The sequence below is a fragment of the Nodularia harveyana UHCC-0300 genome, from assembly GCF_034931085.1.
Lineage (GTDB): Bacteria > Cyanobacteriota > Cyanobacteriia > Cyanobacteriales > Nostocaceae > Nodularia > Nodularia harveyana.
This window is the reverse complement of the sequence record NZ_JAYGHG010000011.1, coordinates 78,867-97,775: the sequence shown is the minus strand read 5'-3', so window position 1 is coordinate 97,775 and position 18,909 is coordinate 78,867. Positions and strand designations below refer to the sequence as shown.

The window sequence follows — 18,909 nt, the reverse complement described above, 5'->3', positions numbered from 1 at the left end:
ATAATTGATTGATCCTTATTATTTTTTTATCCCGACTCTACAATCAAAAAATCTGCACATAGATAGAGAAAAAATCAAATATTAGTCAATAGCTTAAATTACAAATTATCTAGTTATCTTCATCTCGGTGCTGAAAAACTACTAAATATTACTATACTAAACAGTTCGGTGGTAAAAAATTCAATGTTAAACGTCAAACCCTTGCAAATGCAAGACTTAGATGGATTACGAGTGCCGCAAATTACCAGTGCGATCGCATTCTTAGTCGGTGTTTTAGTGTTGTTTGGCTGGTTTTTTGACCTCGAATTTATCAAAAGCTTTGGTAATGCCGATTTAGTCACAATGAAGCCCAATGAAGCTTTATGCTTCTTACTCTCTGGTGTGTCCTTATGGATGTTACAGAAGGGAAAAGGTAAAAGCACTAAAGACAAAATTTTCTACAGGCGCTCATCTCGAATTTGTGCAGGAATCGTAACCTTGATTGGTGTAGTCACACTCAGTCAATACTTGTTCGGCTGGAACTTTCGCATTGATGAGTTATTATTTGCAGATCAACCCAATGCTTTATTTACATCTCATCCAGGGCGCATGGGTTTTCATAGTGCCTTAAACTTTGTCTTGGTGGGTATATCTCTTTTAATTTTCACCCGTCCCAAAAAACGCCGGAGTTATTGGTACGCTCAAATTTTCGCACTCATAGCAGCTGTGATTGCTTTACAAGTAGTCATCGGCTATGCCTATCAAGTACAAGTTTTTTCCCCTATGGCCTCATATACAACATCCATGGCATTACATACAGGATTAACCTTTATTGTAGTTTCTGTAGGCATTCTGTGGATACGTCCAGAGCGGGGATTAATGGAAGTCGTCATTAGTGATAGCTACAACGGCTTAATGACCCGTCGTTTATTGCTGGCGGCCATCACTATTCCCTTCGTTTTAGGTTGGTTAATCCTCCAAGGTGAACTAGCAGGGAAATACGATCCGGCCTTTGCTATGTCGTTGTTTGCTATGATCTTAATAGTGATTTTTGCTATTTTTATTTGGCAAAGTTCATCAGTTATATTACGCCTTTATCTTCAACATGATCAGGCGCAAAAACAAATCAGAACTTATGAACAAAAACTGAGAAGTTTTGTAGATTCTAATATTATTGGCATTAAGTTTGGTGATGTGTACGGGGGTATCCACCAAGCGAATCAAGCATTTTTAAACATAATTGGTTATACACAAGAGGATATCCAGTCTGGGACGTTAAATTGGAGCGATATTACACCGTCAGAGTATCTACATTTAGATGAGCAAGGAATTAGAGAAGCCCAATCCAGCCCTAATGGTACTTGTACTCCTTATGAAAAAGAATATATTCACAAAGATGGTAGGCGAATTCCGGTTTTAGTCGGTTATGTTCTCCTGGGTGAAAACCGCGAAGAGTCGGTGGTATTTATTTTGGACTTAAGCGATCGCCAGGAAGCCAGAGAAGAAATAATACAATTAAACAAGGATTTACAGCGTCGCATCGCTGAACTCCAAACTTTATATCAAGTAATTCCTATTGGTATTGGTATTGCTGAAGATGCGGAGTGCAAAACTATTCGAGTTAACCCCTGTCTTGCCGAATATTTGGAGATTTCATCAGATGAGAATGCCTCTCTCAGCGCTCCTGTTGGCCAAAAACCGACAAATTTTAAAGTCTGCCGCGAAGGTCGAGAATTATTACCAGAAGAATTACCCATGCAGTACTCTGCGGCTCATGGTGTTGAAGTTCTAGATTTTGAAGTGGATATTATCTATGACAACGGTAAAGTGGTAAATTTGCTGGAGTCTGTGGCTCCGTTGTTTGACGAAGAAGGTAAGACCAGAGGTAGTGTTGGTGTATTTTTTGATATTACCCAGCGTAAGCAGGTAGAGTCAGCAATCCAAAATCAACAAAAATGGCTGGAAAATTTGTTAAACATGATTCCTATGCCATTACTGTTTATTGAACTAGAAACGAGCCGGGTAACCTTTGCTAATCGAGTTGCTGATGAATTAGCTGGAGGTAACTTCCCCAAAGGTGTCGCAGCCGAGGAGTATCACAACGTTTACTACTGTACAGATGCAGCAGGAAATCGCATTCCTAATGACCAAATGCCTGCGGTGCGGGTTGCTCGTGGAGAAAGTATAGATGGATTCGAGATGGACTGGCATACGGGTGAATTTGTGCGCTCTTTACTGATATTTGCTGATACTTTACCAGCGATGCACGGTCATCCAGCTACCTGTGTGATGGCGTTCCAAGATATTACTAAGATTAAGGAAATCGAAAAAGCACAGACATTAAACTATAAAAGGTTACAGTTGCTATTTAACACAGCCAACGATTTATTATCCAGTCAGGAACCAGTAGAACTGATTCAGATTTTCTACGAAAGACTGGCGGAACAGATTGATTTGGATGTTTATGTCAACTATTTAATTGAGGAAGACTCTCAGGTCATGCGCCTGGTGTCCTTTGAGGGCTTTCCGGAGGAGTTTGCTAAACAATATGAATATCTGGATTTGGGATCATCAATCTGCGGTATTGTAGCTCAAGAACGCCATCCTATTTATGTGGCAAATGTTCAAGAATCAACTGATCCAAAAGTAGCATCGGTTCGGAGTTTAGGAATTACAGCTTGTTATAGTTCTCCATTAATTGCCTCGGAACGAGTTCTCGGTACTCTTTATTTTGGTAGCTTTCGTTGCTCTAGCTTTACTGAAAATCAAAGAGGAATGATGCAAGCTGTGTGTGACCAAATTGCGATCGCTATGGAAAAAGCCAGTTTAATTAGTTCTTTACAGCAGCAAACTCAGCAACTGCGGGACGCTAACCGCATGAAGGATGAATTTCTAGCTATATTATCCCATGAATTGCGATCGCCACTGAATGCTATTCTCGGCTGGGCGCAACTGCTGCGAAGCCGCAAACTGAGCGAGATTCAGAGAGCTAGGGCGATGGAAAGTATCGAACGTAATGCTAGGTCACAAACCCAGCTAATAGAAGACTTGCTAGATATCTCCCAGATGATTAGAGGTCAGTTGCATCTCAATGTTTCCACTTGCAATTTGGTTCCCCTCATTGAATCAGCTATTGAGACAGTCCATCTAGCCGCCCAAGCCAAAGAAATTGATTTGAGATTTTCTCTGATTCCTTCCCCAGAAATTCAGCCAGATGATTCCAGATATTTAATTACTGGTGATTCTGAGCGTTTACAACAAATTATCTGGAATTTATTATCTAATGGCATCAAATTCACACCTCCAGGCGGTAGGGTAGAAATTGCACTTTCCCAGAGCATTGATCATAGTCAAGAATTACCTCAAACCATGACTAGTTATGCTCAAATCCAAGTTAAAGATACAGGTATTGGGATTAAGTCTGAGTTTCTTCCTTATATTTTTGACCGCTTTCGTCAAGCTGATAGTTCTAGCACTCGTTCTTATGGCGGCTTAGGATTAGGTTTGGCAATCGTACATCATTTAGTGGAATTGCATGGCGGGATTATTTATGTCGATAGTCACGGTGAAGACCAAGGCGCAACCTTTACTGTGAAGTTACCACTGTTGTTACCTGGTAAGGGTGTTACTTCTGAGCCGACTAGCCAAAATACAAATTTTCCTGATCAGTCCCTTTTAGGTGTACGGGTGCTGGTTGTCGATGACGAGATTGAGCCTCTTAATTTGATGACTAAGGTACTACAAGAGTACCAAGGGGAAGTTAAAGCCGTCGCATCAGTTTCCGAGGCATTGCAGGTGATTTTAGATTGGAAACCAGATGTTTTAGTCTGTGATATGGCTATGGCCGATGAGCATGGTAATTCGTTGATCCGTCAGGTGCGATCGCAACCACCAGAACAAGGTGGTAAAATTCCCGCAGCCGCATTAACAGCTTCTACCAGGGCTGAAGATCGGACACGGGCTATTCAAGAAGGTTATCAGTTATACTTACCTAAACCCATAGAGCCGACTGAGTTAGTAACAGTAGTGGCTAGTCTTGTAGTTCGTAATTCGTAGTTCGTAATTCGTAATTCGTAATTCGTAATTCGTAATTCGTAATTCGTAGTTCGTAGTTCTTAGAGGATGTTTGAAAAGTTTTTAATGTATAAATAAACCCCTCTCCAAACCTCTCCCCGACCTCTCCCTAACCCTCTCCTACAAGGAGAGGGGAAAGGAATTACTTTTATTACTGGAGAGGCTTTGAAACCCCCATTCCCTGGTAGGGAAGGGGGGAAGGGGGGTTAGGTTTTTGGAGATTATTGGTTTCATCTAATACTTTTCAAACACCCTCTTAGAACACTTTTACCATATTCCCCAGTCCCCAGTTCCCAGAGAGAAGTATATGTCCTTTGTGCCATTACATATTCACAGTGATTACAGTTTGCTTGATGGAGCCAGTCAGCTACCAGAATTGGTAGATCACGCCATTTCTCTGGGGATGAAAGCGATCGCCCTGACGGATCACGGTGTCATGTATGGTGCTGTAGAATTAATTAAAATTTGCCGCAGTAAGAATATTAAGCCAATTATCGGCAATGAAATGTATGTCATTAACGGCGATATTACCAAGCAAGAACGCCGTCCTAAATATCATCAAGTCGTTTTAGCGAAAAATACCCAAGGTTACAAAAACTTAGTTAAAATTACCACCATTTCTCACCTCGAAGGTGTCCAAGGTAAAGGTATTTTTTCCCGTCCTTGTATTAATAAAGATTTACTCCAACAATATCACGAAGGTTTAATAGTCACCAGTGCTTGTTTAGGTGGAGAAATTCCCCAAGCCATCCTCAGTAATCGACCAGATGCAGCCCGGAAAGTTGCTAAATGGTATAAAGAATTATTTGGTGATGATTATTATTTAGAAATTCAAGACCACGGTTCCCAAGAAGACCGGATTGTTAACGTCGAAATCGTTAAAATTGCGCGGGAATTAAATATTAAAATTATTGCTACTAACGATTCTCATTTTATCTCTTGCTTTGATGTCGAGGCACACGACGCTTTATTATGTATTCAAACTGGACAGCTAATTAGTGAAGATAAACGGATGCGTTATAGCGGCACAGAATATCTCAAATCTGCCGATGAGATGAAGCAGCTATTCCGTGACCATTTACCAGATGATATCATTGCCGAGGCGATCGCCACCACGGAAGAAGTCGCCGATAAAGTGGGAGTTTACAACATCATGGGCGAGCCGCAAATCCCCACACCCACCATACCTTCCGGTCACACCCCCGACACTTACGCCGAAGAAATAGCTTGGAACGGACTATTAGAAAGATTAAATCGGAAATCCCGCAGCGAAGTAGATAAAGTCTATAAAGAAAGATTGGAATATGAATTAACAATGCTGCAAAAAATGGGTTTTTCCACCTATTTTTTAGTGGTGTGGGATTACATCAAATTTGCTAGAGATAATAATATTCCTGTAGGTCCCGGTCGTGGTTCTGCTGCTGGTTCTTTGGTGGCTTATGCTATGAAGATTACTAATATTGACCCAGTACATCATGGGTTACTATTTGAGCGCTTCTTGAACCCAGAACGTAAATCAATGCCGGATATTGATACAGATTTCTGCATTGAAAAACGCGATCAAGTCATTGAATATGTCACCCAAAAATATGGTAAAGATCGAGTCGCGCAAATTATTACCTTTAACCGCCTCACTTCTAAAGCCGTATTAAAAGATGTCGCCAGAGTCTTGAATATTCCCTATGGGGAATCAGATAAAATGGCGAAACTAATTCCGGTAGTGCGGGGTAAACCTACTAAACTCAAAGTCATGATTTCTGATAAAACTCCAGCCCCAGAGTTTAAAGAAAGATATGACAATAATCCCCATGTGCGCCATTGGCTCGATATGGCTATCCGCATTGAAGGGACTAACAAAACCTTTGGTGTCCACGCCGCCGGGGTAGTAATTTCGGCTGACCCGTTAGATGAAATTGTCCCACTTCAGAGGAACAATGACGGTTCAGTGATTACCCAGTATTTTATGGAAGATTTGGAATCGCTGGGTTTGTTAAAAATGGATTTTCTGGGGTTACGTAACCTCACCCTAATTCAAAAAACAATTGATTTAATTGAACAAAGCCGTGGTTATCGCATCGACCCAGATAACATTACAGGTGATGAAAGAAAATCTCAGAAGATATTAGCTAAAGGTGAACATAAAACTCTCCCGAAAGAAGTGCAAAAATCCTACGAACTTCTGGAAGCTGGAGAATTGGAAGGAATATTTCAATTAGAATCTTCAGGAATGCGTCAGATAGTTAGAGATTTGAAACCTTCTAATATTGAAGATATTTCCTCTATTTTGGCACTCTATCGACCAGGCCCTTTAGATGCAGGACTAATTCCCAAGTTTATTAACCGCAAACATGGACGGGAAGCAATTGATTATCAGAGTCCTATTTTAGAACCGATATTAAATGAAACCTATGGAATTATGGTTTATCAAGAGCAAATCATGAAAATTGCTCAAGATATGGCTGGGTATTCTCTAGGACAAGCCGATTTGTTACGCCGCGCGATGGGTAAAAAGAAGGTTGCAGAAATGCAAAAGCAGCGAGAAAAATTTGTCGATGGTGCGGCGAAGAATGGAGTAAAAAAACAAGTAGCTGACGAATTATTTGAGCAAATGTTGAAGTTTGCCGAATATTGTTTAACCTATGATACAGAAGTTTTAACAGTGGAATATGGTTTGATTCCCATTGGAGAAATTGTCACTAAGTCTTTGGAATGTCATGTTTATAGTGTTGACCAAAATGGGAATGTTTACACCCAACCCATTGCCCAGTGGCATAATCGGGGAGAACAGGAAGTATTTGAATATGCTTTAGCCGATGGTTCAACTATTCGGGCGACGAAAGACCATAAATTTATGACCACTGACGGGCAAATGTTACCAATTGACGAAATATTTACTCAGGAATTAGATTTGCTGCAAGTGCATGGTTTACCAGGGTAAGAACCCCACCCCAACCCCTCCCCGCAAGCGAGGAGGGGCTTTTAAGAGTTAGCAGAGAGTGTATTTATAGCTCTGTCAACTTTGTTTGAGAATACTTATCTTGGCTAATAAATCTATCAATTGCGAATAATATTCGTGGTCTTCACTATTATCACTTACTGGATTTAGTGAGTATGCCTTTTGATTTCTGGTTCCCATTTTATACGTATCAAGACTAGTTTGAGTTTTTGCTCTAAGTAAACTTAGAGCGATCGCCAGATGTTATCTCGATAATTATACTGATACAATAATGTTAACTTTTATCTTCCAGTGATTTTGCTTGCACTTCCACTTCAATTGCAGTTACATCAATTGTTCCTTCTGGTGTGAAGCGCTGAAAATTTCCTTCTTTGACTGACAGCGACTCTCCACAATTCGGACACTGCAACTGAGTGTTATTTAAGCCTGTAAATTCATAATTACAGACAGGACACTGGTCATTAACTAAATTACGTTGTAGCCACCAGCGAAACCCGAAGAAGGCAACAACGGGTGCAAATAATAGTAAAGCAAAGATAATTAATAATGAATTGACTAGCCACCCTAAACCTAATGATGCTAGCAACCAGAAAACTGCTAACACAGTCAGCCAAGGGCGCAGATTTTCCAGACTCAATTGCAAAAATTTCAGGCTCATGTTTAAAATTATGGTCTCGCTTTTTCTCTAGGATAACGAGTTTAATTGCCAGTCAAAAGCCTAGATTTCACTACCAAAAGTCAAGAAAAATTAATTGAGTTTTGGATCTATCGGCTTAGGATGTAGCTAAAACCAGTTGTTGTAAACGCTGTTGAAAGGCTTCTATGCCAAACAGTGCGATCGCTTGTGACCTTAACCATTCCCCTTGACAACGTTGATCGTCACCTTGAAGAATTTCAATACAAGCGCTGGCGATCGCCTCAGAATCGCGGTGGGGGACTCGCCATCCTAGTTTACCATCTTGCAAGGGGTCAGCCGAGCCATCGTCATCACCAGATAGGACGGGGACACCGCAGGTCATGGCTTCTAAATAGACAATACCAAAGCCTTCTTGGGAGGGCATAATATAGGCATCAGCAAGGCGATAGTGGGCGATTAATTCTGCTGTGGGAATAAAACCAGCAAACACCACGCGATCGCTCACCCCTAAATCTGCGGCTAACTGGGCTAATCGTGGTTGGTCATCACCGCGACCAATTACCAAATATTTAACTTCCGGGAAAACTTCGGCAATTTGGGGTAGGGCGCGAATCGTCACATCTACACCTTTGTAAATATCTCCTGACCAGAGTCGCGCCACAGTCATTAATACTTTAGTACCACTTAAACCATACTTCTCAACCAAATCTGGCTGTTTAGCACCGGGACTAAATTGATTACCGTCAATGGCACAAGGTAACATCTTGACTTTCTGCACATCTATACCATTGGTAGCACAAGCGCGATCGCGGCTGTAACGGCTAATTGTCCAAATGCTATCTGCTGATGCGAGAGCCTGTTTTTCCCTATTGTTCAGAGGTTCCCAAACTTCTTTACCATAAGTCAGGACTGTGTAGGGAATACCCAAGGGCTGACAAATGCTTTTAATTAATACAGCTAGTCTAATATGACCACAAAAAACGTGCTGGGGGCGTGTTTGCAAAATCGACTTCAGTAAAGCCCCTGACATTTTTAGCCTCCCCAATTGAGGCCAGTGATCTTGAAAGTAATTAAATGTTAAATTTTCCGACTCTACAGGATTTGAGTATTTAATACTATCTCGCAATAAAAATACTTCTGCTTTACATTCAGGAGACAAGCCCGCATAACCACGGAGAATATCCTGGACATAGGATTGAATCCCGCCTTCTTGAGCAAAAATCTCTAAGAATACGAAGACATGATTAGCTTGTTTGTTAACTTTCTCACCTGAACTGAGCTTGGCTGTTACCGGATGAATCCCCATTTAAAATTCAGTAAATTAAGGTAAAATTGACGACTCCTCCTACTTTCTTTCTTCTCTGGCATATTTGAGAATCCGTAGACAATTTCGCCCATCTGGACTGCGTTCATATACAACATGGTCAGCCAATCTCCGCAGTAGAAACCATCCATACCCCCCCACTTGCAAAGTACCAGGCTGTGGCTCTGCGATCGCATCGGGATTAAAAGGTTTTCCCTGATCCCAAATTCTCATTTCCAGTCTGTCAATCCACAAACTAACTTCAATCTCTATAGTTGTTTCTGGTGGTAAAGCACCGTGAGCGTGACGAACTGCATTAGTAAAACCCTCCGCCAATGCTAAGTTGAGGCGATAAAGTTGGCTTTCTGACCAGCCAAATTGAGACAAATATTCCAGAGAAAATTTCTCAAACCATTGTTGTACGTAGTTTAGGAGCTTTAGTTCGCTCTTCACCGCCAGATGGTCCTGCTGCACTATGCTAAGCATTGACCTTGACTTGAATATAAGTTTCCTAAAAAATGCCTATACTTGTGGCTTAAGAGTGAATTTTGAGTTGAGAATTTATTTTCCATTCCCAACTAAAAAATCCACTTTCTAATTAAATTATTGACATCTCTAGCTAAAATTGATGCCCATAGCATTCAAAATTATATCTGCCAAAACTATGAGCAGGTTATCCACAAAACTTCAGTGGTAATTGCTATAGCAGTTTTTAGCACGTAAACTTTTCAGAATCAACGGCTAAATTTGGTAGATACTCTTGAAACTACAGGCATCAAAGGCTATTCCCTGCTTAGTTTAGAACAATCCCAATGTCAAGGATTTATCCAATGGTAAAGCAGCACCAATACCTAGCCACAGGGTCACAAGTGTACCAAAGAGAAACACTGTGGTCGCCACAGGACGACGGAAAGGATTTTGGAACTTATTCACATTTTCCAAGAAGGGAACCAGGATTAATCCCAGAGGCACAGCTGCCATTGCTAGTACTCCCAACAGTTTGTTAGGAAGCGATCGCAAAATCTGGAATACAGGGTACAAGTACCACTCTGGTAAAATTTCCAAAGGTGTAGCGAAAGGATTTGCTGGTTCACCTGTCATTGCTGGATCTAGTACAGCTAGAGCCACAACACAAGCAAAGGAACCCATGATCACAATGGGGAATACATACAGCAAATCATTAGGCCAAGCGGGTTCACCATAGTAGTTATGACCCATGCCCTTGGCGAGTTTAGCTCTTAACTGAGGATCACTCAGATCGGGTTTTTTCTGTGTTGACATATTTTAATGCGCTCTCCTGCTCAAATTCAGTTAAAGCATTTGCCAAAGCCATCAGCTATCAGGCAACCCCAGTACAGCACGGCATAAATAGCACAACCATCTCAAATCATGTTTGACTTTTAACTTTTGCCCTGCGGGGGGGTCTACAGCTTTGGGCTGCAAATACAAATCTTTATTCTTATTGTCGCTTATGAGTTATGAATTGCCGATTTCTCATAAGTTTAAAACAAACATTTGCATCTGGGAACCAAAAGCTGTGGCCTTTTTACATTTTGGCTTAATTATTGAAATTACAAAGGGCCAGAAATACCTTGTTTGCGGATCATCAAGAAGTGGAACAACATGAATACTGCAATTAACCAAGGTAGAACAAAGGTGTGAGCGCTGTAGTAGCGAGTCAATGTTGCTTGACCAACACTAGAACCACCGCGTAACATATCAGAAATGAACACGCCAACTACCGGAATTGCTTCTGGTACGCCGCTCACAATTTTCACAGCCCAGTAACCAACTTGATCCCAAGGTAGGGAATAGCCTGTCACACCGAAAGAAACGGTGATCACAGCCAGAATTACACCACTTACCCAAGTCAACTCGCGGGGCTTTTTGAAGCCACCTGTAAGGTACACGCGGAAAGTGTGCAAAATCATCATTAACACCATCATGCTGGCAGACCAGCGATGAATGGAGCGAATTAGCCAACCGAAGCTCACCTCATTCATGATGTACTCTACCGAAGAGTAGGCTTCAGCCACTGTTGGCTTATAGTAGAACGTCATTGCAAATCCAGTGGCGAACTGGATCAGAAAGCAAACTAGGGTAATTCCGCCCAAGCAATAAAAAATATTGACGTGGGGAGGAACATATTTGCTAGTTACGTCCTCAGCGAGCGCTTCCAGTTCTAAGCGCTCCTCAAACCAGTCGTAAACGTTGGCCATACAATCTCAAATTCCTAAAAATCGGTTGCGGTTGATCAATCTCCCAATTAAGAATCTTGGGATTTTCACAAAGGGGAGTTTTTTCGTTGGCTTCTCAGCCTTCAGAGTGATAAGAGTTTTCAGAAACTTAACACTCTGTAAATATGGAATATATTGCGTTCTCTTGGCAAGGCAACAGCAAGAATGCTAGTCACCAAGTAGATTTTATCTTTTGCTGAGTGGAATGCACCGCATCAGTTTTTTCAATAACTTGATGAGAAGAATGCACCACTTCTATAAAAAAAGTAACATAGTTGAGATATACATTTCATCAAGGACAAGGTAAGTAAGCATTTTTACGCAGCATTTTTTGGCAATTTGAGCGCAGATGGAATTTGGAAATGGGGTTCATGCAAAAACAGGTTTTTCGGCTAGGATTTTCACTGCTATTGGCTTTTTGGTTAGTCTTGGGAGCTTTCATCGCACCAGCTACCGCGTTAACGGATGATCAAAAATTAGTTTCAGAAGTTTGGCGAATTGTCAACCGCACTTATTTGGATGACACATTTAATCATCAAAATTGGTCGCAGGCGAGGCAAAACGCCCTGAAGAAGCCGCTCAAAAATCATGAAGCAGCTTATGCAGCCATTCAGAAAATGCTTAAAACTCTGGATGATCCGTTTACCCGCTTTTTAGACCCAGAACAGTACCGCAGTTTGCAGGTGAATACTTCTGGTGAACTGACTGGGGTGGGTTTACAAATTGCCCTCAATCCCGAAACGGGACAGTTGGAGGTAGTGACTCCCATAATAGATTCACCAGCAGATATAGCTGGAATTAAACCCCGCGATCGCATTTTGAAAATTGAAGGCATCACCACAGATAATTTAACTCTGGACGAAGCCGCCGCCAGAATGCGTGGTCCGGTTGGTAGTTCCGTCACACTTGTGATTTCACGAGATGGCATAGGCGATCAAGAAGTGAGAATAGTGCGCGATCGCATTGAGCTTAACCCTGTGATAGCAGACCTCCGTTCTTCTCCTCAAGGGACTCCCATTGGATACTTGCGCCTCACTCAATTTAATGCTAACGCTTCCATGGAATTAGCACACGCTATTTCTAGTCTAGAGAAAAAAGGCGCTGCTGCCTATATTTTAGATTTACGAAATAATCCCGGTGGTTTATTACAATCAGGAATCGAAATTGCTCGTCTCTGGTTAAATTCCGGTACTATTGTCTACACAGTAAATCGCCAAGGTATTCAGGGCAATTTTGAATCATTTGGCCCAGCTTTGACAGACGATCCTCTGGTAATTTTAGTTAATCAAGGAACCGCCAGCGCCAGTGAGATTCTCGCCGGTGCGTTACAGGATAACGGTCGTGCTACTTTGGTCGGCGAAACTACCTTTGGTAAAGGCTTAATTCAGTCTCTGTTTGAATTATCCGATGGTTCTGGCTTGGCTGTCACCATTGCTAAGTACGAAACACCATTACATCGGGATATTAACAAATTAGGAATTAAACCCGATCAAGTCATTCCCCAAGCATCAATTTCTCGCACAGAGATTGCTACGGAAGCTGATTTGCAATATCAAGCAGCTCTGGAATTATTGAAGACTAATTCCGTAGTGGCGGGAGTAGGAAGAGGCAGGGGGGCAGGGAGCAGGGAGCAGGGGGGAGAAGATGGTAATTTCCCAATGACTAATGACTAATCATAAGCCGTTGATATGCATTATCTATTACTCGTTTGCCTCTGAGGAAACCTGTGTTAGCACCGGGACAAATATACTGGAGTGTTTCGGGTGTGAAACGTTCTCGGAGTAATTCCACACTTTTAAGTTGTCTGGGCCAGTGAAAGGTTTTGGTAGTGCGAAACCCTACTGGCTCCCCTTCTGGGTTGGGAACTAAATGACGACCAGAAAATAGCACTCCTCCCAAATAATTGTAGTAAAGGCAAGATGAACCAGGAGAATGTCCAGTTGTCCAAATTACTTGGGCTGTGGAATTAAGTGTGAATTCTTGGCTAAAGCTGGTGACAGTTAATCCAGGTAGTAAATAAGCTTCTTGCTCTTGAATCAGGACTTCACAACCAAAGGTTTGCTGAATTTTAGCTGTTTTACCAATCGCACCCCGATGAGTCAGAAATAACCAACGCACTCCACCATGCGATCGCAAAAACTCAAGATTGTTGGGTTCGTGAGCCGGAGAATCTATCAGGATATTGCCTTCGTTTCCTACAATAAGATAAGAGGTTCCCCCTAATGTGTCCCGATTTGGTGGAAAGGCAAAGATGGTATCTAACACAGGACGAGGTTGTTTAGCTGTCTGACTTGACTGTTGAGGTAAGGGACACATGAGCAAAAACCGAAACTGAGGAGTGGTAAAAATTAGGTGAAAGAATTGAATTTCTTAAGAATTAACACTTAAGAATTAATCAATTTTATGAATTGGGGGGAAATAGAGTCTGTATAGCAGTGCCGACAGTGTTACTGAAACACTAGTGAGACGTTTTGCCCAAATTACTGAAGAGCAAATGACGACATTTTGGTTTATCCTCCTATTGGGAATAGCTACTTATCTAATCTTGCAGCGCAGCATCGCTGAAATCACTCAGACACCAGTTTGGTTACTTTGGCTGGTGTTAATGACTCCAGCGTTGATCTTGGGCGGATGGACACTGATATATGGTACTGAACAACCTCCACCATCAGTACTGGTTATTTGGCCATCTCTTATCTGCCTTCTGTTATACTGGCTGTTGTTTCAGTGGGGACGTAGCACCCCCAAAAATCCACAAAATCAACCCCAAGATATTGCATCACAATCGGTTATCCATCCTACCGCAGAACCAGTACCAGTGCGTCCCATCGAACCAACCGAAGAAACTCAACTGAGAAATTGTTTTCCCTGGTCTGTTTACTACATCCACAACATTGAGTACAGACCCCAAGCGGTGATTTGTCGGGGTCAGATCAGAACAACACCTACTGAGGCTTATCAACGAATTAAAGACAATGTTGAAGCTGAATTTGGCGATCGCTTTCTCGTAATTTTTCAAGAAGGTTTTAATGGCAAGCCATTTTTTGTCCTTGTCCCCAATACTCAAGCAGCGAAAACGAGCAGAGAACGAGAACAAATTACACGTCCAGGATTAGCCTTATTTTTGCTATTAGCTACTCTACTTACCACCACCATAGTAGGCGCGAGCATCGCCGGGGTGGAACCAGAAAAACTGGCATCTGACCCCAGTATGTTGTTACAAGGATTACCCTATGCTTTAGGGCTAATGGCTGTTTTGGGTACACACGAACTTGGTCATTATTTAACCGCTCGGTACTACAAAATTCGGGCGACGTTGCCTTATTTTATTCCTCTGCCTGTGTTTCTAGGCACTTTTGGGGCATTTATTCAAATGCGTAGTCCCATTCCTCACCGCAAAGCTTTATTTGATGTCAGCATTGCCGGGCCATTGGCCGGTTTTGTGATCACTTTACCCTTATTAATCTGGGGTTTAATGAATTCCCAAGTGGTTGCTATCAGTGAACAAGCTGGACTTTTGAACCCGGAAGCTCTCAATCCCAAATCTTCTATTTTATTGGCATTGATCTCTAAATTAGCATTAGGGAGCCAGTTAACTGCAACATCAGCAATTAACCTTCATCCTGTAGCCATAGCGGGTTTTCTGGGGCTAATTGTCACAGCTTTAAATTTAATGCCCGTAGGACAACTAGACGGTGGTCACATTGTTCATGCCATGTTTGGGCAGAAAACCGCCTTAGTCATTGGTCAAATTTCTCGGTTATTACTGCTACTACTTTCTTTAGTGCAGTCAGGATTTTTACTGTGGGCGATTATTTTATTATTTATCCCCTTGATTGATGAACCTGCCTTGAATGATGTCACTGAACTTGATAATAAACGTGACATTTTAGGACTAATGGCAATGGCATTGTTAATCGTCATTGTTCTACCATTACCCCAGGCGATCGCTAATTTATTGCAAATTTAACTCTAATTTTGCTTGAGGGGGAGTAACTCTCAACTAATTTTATCCTCCTAGTTTCTCATATCTGACATCAAGCAGGGGGCAAGAGGCAAGGGGAAAAGCAAAAACTCGGAAATTATTGTCCCCTGATAGAAAGGAATCTGGTCACAAGCCCCCGAATTTATGCCTGGAACGGTCTCTTTTCTCCTCTGCTCCCTGCTCCCTGCTCCCCTGCCTCTTTTTTGACTAACTAGAGGTGGAATCAGCCGTCTCTGATGCTTTCGCAGCTGCTGAAGTAACACCCATGCGGATTTCCGAAGTAAAGGAAGCCATACTAAAGCCGCCAAAACGCTTGAGGACACTAACCCGCATCCGTAAATTAGGACTAGCAAACCATAGGCGTTCTTCAGAAGACATAGTTTCGTACTCTGTAATTAGAGTCAAAGCACCATCACTACCCATTTTGTAACTACCAGCAACGGGGGCTTTCTCCGCATAACCCATTTCTCGCAGTAACTTACCTTCATGGGGGTTATTGGCATCTGGGATAGTCGCTAACACAGTGGAGCCAGTATGTTTTTCTTCATCCCATTCCATCGTGCCATTCCAGGTAACTCTTGCGCCACAGGAAGCTGCACTAGGAGAAATTTCGTATTGTTCACATAGTTTAATTACCTCTGGATGATCTGCGGGTAAACTCTCAATTACTAGCTCAGATTTACCGTCTTCAGATTGTTTAAAAGCCAAATGGTGACTAGTCCGATGGGAAAACCATTTACCAGCACTCAACTCAAAAAATTCTTCAATATTCATGAATAAAATTACCCTGAAAGCAAATGATCAATATCCTACTAGTTAGCATAAAGGATGGAGATTAGGCTTGATTGTCTTGTTTTTCCAGCCTTACCAAAGAAATCCTCGCCGCTTCCGCTACGTTGGGATGCTGATCTTTTTCTAAGTATTTTAGAGCTGAAACACTCTTAGTAGTAGGAAGATTTCCCAAGGCTTCTGCCAAACGTTGGCGGACTAACCAATCATCTGATTCCGCAAAGCGCAGAATACTATCCACAGAATCAATATCTTTGATTTCCCCTAGTGCCGAAATTGCCGCTTCTTGTAAAACTGTTTCGTTACTGTCTAATGCTTGAATTAACACATCATGGGCCCGTGGATCTTTAATATTACCCAGGGAAACGGCTGCACTAAAGCGCACTAGCCAATCAGTATCTTCATAAAATGTTCTGGAGAGGATCTCAAAGGCTCTAGCATCACCCAAATATCCTAAAGCTCCGGCAGCATCGGCACGAATGCCATAATCTGGGTCATTTTCGAGAATTTTGACTAAAATTGGGTATGATTCTGCTGTAGGCTTGACTCCCAGGGCAAATATGGCCATTGAGCGTAGTTGTAGCGATTCATCATGCAATACCTTTTTAATTAAAGGTACGGCTTCTTCTGGAGATATATGACGCAAACTAGCAAGCGCTACCATGCGATCGCGCAAATTTGGACTTTCTAACTGAGCAGATATTTCCTCTAAGGGTAGAGTAGCCATTTATTTTCCAGCGCTTTTTTAATTTATCTTTACTTATCTTTACTTTAACTGATTCGTTTTTGAAGATGTTACTCATAACGGCTAAAGCCCCACAGATAAATCAGGGGGCTGGTAGCTGAGATGCACTAAATTTTAAGATGAATTTACTCGACTAATGCCCTAGTGGTGACGGCTCGTTGTAACTGAGCCAAAGCACGATTGTAATCTAAGATCGCTGTAATCCGATTACCTTCTGCTCTGGTTAAGTCGTTTTCAGAATTAATCACATCAGTTTGAGTACCTACACCGGCTTTGAATCGCAATCGCGCCAAACGGAGAGCTTCCCTAGCCTGTTCTAAAGCAGTATTAGCAGTTTGCACATTTTCCAAATTAGCTATCTGAGTGGAAAAAGCTTGCTCTACCTGAAAGCGGATTTGGTTACGCTGTTCACTAAATCTAGTTTCAGCGATCGCCACATTACTTTCAGCTTGGGCGGCGCTAGCTCTGGCGGCTCCCCCATCGAACAAATTCAGGCTCGCCCTGACTCCCACAGAATAACCATCAGTAATACTGGTTCCATCATCAAACTGATCTTGCACACCATAACTGGCGACCAAGTTGACTTGAGGTCCCAGGGCTGCAAGTTCGGCTCGGCGTTGCTGTTCATTGATGTTACGCTGCGCCAACAACTGTTGCAGTTCTGGTCGATTTTGAAACGCTAAAATAATGCTGCTTTCTAGGTCCTGGTTCCATAAACCAGCTAATTCCACAGGATCTGCTGCACTCAGATTTACAGACGATGGCACACTTAGGCGAGTAGCCAAGCGACGACGGGAAATTTGTTGCTGCGAGAGATTATTAGTAAGTTCTTGCTGGGAATTCGCCAAATTTACTTGCGCTTGCAAAACATCAAATCGTGTACCAACTCCAGCCCTTTCTAAAGATTGTGCATCTTGTAAACTAGCCCGAGCATTTTCCACAGCCGACAGAGCAATAGCCACTCGTTCATCTGCTTGTTGCAAATCGTAGTATTCGGTGGATACACTTAGCCGAATCTCCTCAGATTGGCGCTCTACAGCCAACTCACTCAACCTCACCTCTTCCTGGGCTTGCTTAACATTAGCCGTCCTTCTACCAGAAGTAAAAAGCGGATAAGTCAGTTGAGCCTCACCTCTAAAAACTGTATTAGATTCAGCCTGTGATGATATGGGATTGAGGTTCCTCTGTCGCTGTTCCTCCGCAGAGCGACTACGAGTCACATCAGCATTCAAACTAACATTGGGTAAAAATGCAGCTTCAGCCTGGCGCAGAGCCGCTTGAGAGCGTTCTAGCTCCAATATTGATACCTGTAAATCTCGATTATTCCGCTTTGCCAGTTCTAAAGCCTGTGCCAAAGTAATCGGCTGATTACTTTCTAGTCTCACTTCCTCTGGAGTAGTGGGCAATTCTAGAGGATTGGTACTGGGATTCAGATTATCAGGAATTTCCTCACTATTAGTAGGCGCAAATTCCTGAGTGCCTAGTGGTTGTGGAGAAATTTGACCAGTCTCAGCAGGTGGAAAAGCTCCAGTGTCTGGTGGCGCACCAGTTAACTCCCAAGTACTATTTCCCTCAGATGTAGTGGAATCTATCAAATTTTGAGGTGGGCAGATACTAGAACAACCATCCACCACCAGTAACTGTACTGCTTCTCTACCTCCAAACTCAGTTGGTAAAATTGTCGATAACTGAGTTTCTGGTTGTTTAGTAGAAGTTGCTAATGGCTGTAAACCAGACAAAGAAAAAATAGCTGGCTGGACAGAAACTGGTTGAACAGATGTTTTCTTTAATTCCTGTTCAGATGATGTTTTAAAAGCATCCTGTTCGGAATTTTGACCAGAAGTTAACGAAAGTGAAAAACTGGGAAATTTACGTTCATTTTGTTGAACATTTGTTTCTTTGGGTATATCAGTATTTCCTGTCAAGATAACTGAGTTACTCTGACTATTTGACAATTGCAAATCAAGTGATGTTAACCCAGATTCAGGTAATATATCTGGAAAAATCTGTGTCTTATTATTAGGCAGTTTAGTATTAATATTGTTTGCCAACCAGGTTCGACTATTAGTAAAAGTCAAGACACTAGGAGAAGACGTAAGTTTAACATTACTTACTATCCTAGCCAAGGCTGGCTGGCTTGTTAATACTGCTGCTGTAACACTCGGTAAGAAACCATAGAATAAGTATTGTCCTTTCACCGCATC

General features: G+C 42.1%; 13 protein-coding genes. 4 read left to right on the top strand and 9 right to left on the bottom strand.

Annotated features, from left to right (window positions below):
- Positions 1-183 precede the first annotated feature (183 nt).
- Positions 184-4,035, top strand: a complete 3,852-nt coding sequence (locus VB620_RS09540) for an ATP-binding protein (RefSeq protein ID WP_323195913.1) — start codon at positions 184-186, stop codon at positions 4,033-4,035.
- 325 nt (positions 4,036-4,360) lie between these two features.
- Positions 4,361-6,991 carry a DNA polymerase III subunit alpha gene (locus VB620_RS09535; protein ID WP_323195912.1) on the top strand — a complete coding sequence of 877 codons (2,631 nt, stop codon included), beginning with the start codon at positions 4,361-4,363 and terminating at the stop codon, positions 6,989-6,991.
- A 292-nt stretch (positions 6,992-7,283) separates the two neighbouring features.
- Here the strand turns inward: VB620_RS09535 and VB620_RS09530 are convergent, their stop codons facing one another.
- The 5 genes from VB620_RS09530 to petB all read right to left on the bottom strand — a co-directional run bounded on the left by VB620_RS09530 (position 7,284) and on the right by petB (position 11,168).
- Positions 7,284-7,667, bottom strand: a complete 384-nt coding sequence (locus VB620_RS09530) for a hypothetical protein (RefSeq protein ID WP_323195911.1) — start codon at positions 7,665-7,667, stop codon at positions 7,284-7,286.
- 115 nt (positions 7,668-7,782) lie between these two features.
- Positions 7,783-8,952 (bottom strand): glycosyltransferase, encoded by a 1,170-nt coding sequence (locus tag VB620_RS09525; protein WP_323195910.1) that lies wholly within the window; start codon positions 8,950-8,952, stop codon positions 7,783-7,785.
- Between the two features lie 39 nt (positions 8,953-8,991).
- Complete coding sequence (locus VB620_RS09520; RefSeq protein ID WP_323195909.1) at positions 8,992-9,435, bottom strand: ATP-binding protein; 444 nt, start codon at positions 9,433-9,435, stop codon at positions 8,992-8,994.
- Between the two features lie 312 nt (positions 9,436-9,747).
- Positions 9,748-10,230 carry a cytochrome b6-f complex subunit IV gene (gene petD / locus VB620_RS09515; protein WP_323195908.1) on the bottom strand — a complete coding sequence of 161 codons (483 nt, stop codon included), beginning with the start codon at positions 10,228-10,230 and terminating at the stop codon, positions 9,748-9,750.
- Positions 10,231-10,520: 290 nt separating this feature from the next.
- The gene (gene petB / locus VB620_RS09510; RefSeq protein ID WP_323195907.1) at positions 10,521-11,168 is read right to left on the bottom strand and encodes a cytochrome b6; all 648 of its coding nucleotides are present in this window, start codon (positions 11,166-11,168) and stop codon (positions 10,521-10,523) included.
- A 380-nt stretch (positions 11,169-11,548) separates the two neighbouring features.
- Between petB and ctpA the strand changes: the two genes are divergently transcribed.
- On the top strand, positions 11,549-12,859 hold the full coding sequence (gene ctpA, locus VB620_RS09505) for a carboxyl-terminal processing protease CtpA (protein WP_323195906.1): 1,311 nt from the start codon (positions 11,549-11,551) through the stop codon (positions 12,857-12,859).
- On the opposite strand, the gene VB620_RS09500 is transcribed toward ctpA, so the two are convergent.
- Complete coding sequence (locus tag VB620_RS09500) at positions 12,849-13,502, bottom strand: MBL fold metallo-hydrolase (protein WP_323195905.1); 654 nt, start codon at positions 13,500-13,502, stop codon at positions 12,849-12,851. The two genes, ctpA and VB620_RS09500, sit on opposite strands and share 11 nt — an antisense overlap.
- Positions 13,503-13,680: 178 nt before the next feature.
- On the opposite strand from VB620_RS09500, the gene VB620_RS09495 reads away from it, so the two are divergent.
- A complete protein-coding gene (locus VB620_RS09495; protein ID WP_323195930.1) occupies positions 13,681-15,156 on the top strand; it encodes a site-2 protease family protein in 1,476 nt (491 codons plus the stop codon).
- Between the two features lie 222 nt (positions 15,157-15,378).
- Here VB620_RS09495 and VB620_RS09490 read toward each other — a convergent pair whose 3' ends face one another.
- From VB620_RS09490 to VB620_RS09480, 3 genes are all read right to left on the bottom strand, one after another.
- The gene (locus tag VB620_RS09490) at positions 15,379-15,945 is read right to left on the bottom strand and encodes a phycobiliprotein lyase (protein WP_323195904.1); all 567 of its coding nucleotides are present in this window, start codon (positions 15,943-15,945) and stop codon (positions 15,379-15,381) included.
- Positions 15,946-16,006: 61 nt separating this feature from the next.
- Complete coding sequence (locus VB620_RS09485) at positions 16,007-16,687, bottom strand: HEAT repeat domain-containing protein (protein WP_323195903.1); 681 nt, start codon at positions 16,685-16,687, stop codon at positions 16,007-16,009.
- 143 nt (positions 16,688-16,830) lie between these two features.
- Complete coding sequence (locus VB620_RS09480) at positions 16,831-18,903, bottom strand: TolC family protein (protein WP_323195902.1); 2,073 nt, start codon at positions 18,901-18,903, stop codon at positions 16,831-16,833.
- Between the last annotated feature and the right edge of the window lie 6 nt (positions 18,904-18,909).

Excerpts from the sequence above, each read along its gene's own strand:
- VB620_RS09540 (WP_323195913.1), top strand. The coding sequence starts at position 184 with ATGTTAAACGTCAAACCCTTGCAAATGCAAGACTTAGATGGATTACGA.
- VB620_RS09535 (WP_323195912.1), top strand. The coding sequence starts at position 4,361 with ATGTCCTTTGTGCCATTACATATTCACAGTGATTACAGTTTGCTTGAT.
- VB620_RS09530 (WP_323195911.1), bottom strand. The coding sequence starts at position 7,667 with ATGAGCCTGAAATTTTTGCAATTGAGTCTGGAAAATCTGCGCCCTTGG.
- VB620_RS09525 (WP_323195910.1), bottom strand. The coding sequence starts at position 8,952 with ATGGGGATTCATCCGGTAACAGCCAAGCTCAGTTCAGGTGAGAAAGTT.
- VB620_RS09520 (WP_323195909.1), bottom strand. The coding sequence starts at position 9,435 with ATGCTTAGCATAGTGCAGCAGGACCATCTGGCGGTGAAGAGCGAACTA.
- petD (WP_323195908.1), bottom strand. The coding sequence starts at position 10,230 with ATGTCAACACAGAAAAAACCCGATCTGAGTGATCCTCAGTTAAGAGCT.
- petB (WP_323195907.1), bottom strand. The coding sequence starts at position 11,168 with ATGGCCAACGTTTACGACTGGTTTGAGGAGCGCTTAGAACTGGAAGCG.
- ctpA (WP_323195906.1), top strand. The coding sequence starts at position 11,549 with ATGGGGTTCATGCAAAAACAGGTTTTTCGGCTAGGATTTTCACTGCTA.
- VB620_RS09500 (WP_323195905.1), bottom strand. The coding sequence starts at position 13,502 with ATGTGTCCCTTACCTCAACAGTCAAGTCAGACAGCTAAACAACCTCGT.
- VB620_RS09495 (WP_323195930.1), top strand. The coding sequence starts at position 13,681 with ATGACGACATTTTGGTTTATCCTCCTATTGGGAATAGCTACTTATCTA.
- VB620_RS09490 (WP_323195904.1), bottom strand. The coding sequence starts at position 15,945 with ATGAATATTGAAGAATTTTTTGAGTTGAGTGCTGGTAAATGGTTTTCC.
- VB620_RS09485 (WP_323195903.1), bottom strand. The coding sequence starts at position 16,687 with ATGGCTACTCTACCCTTAGAGGAAATATCTGCTCAGTTAGAAAGTCCA.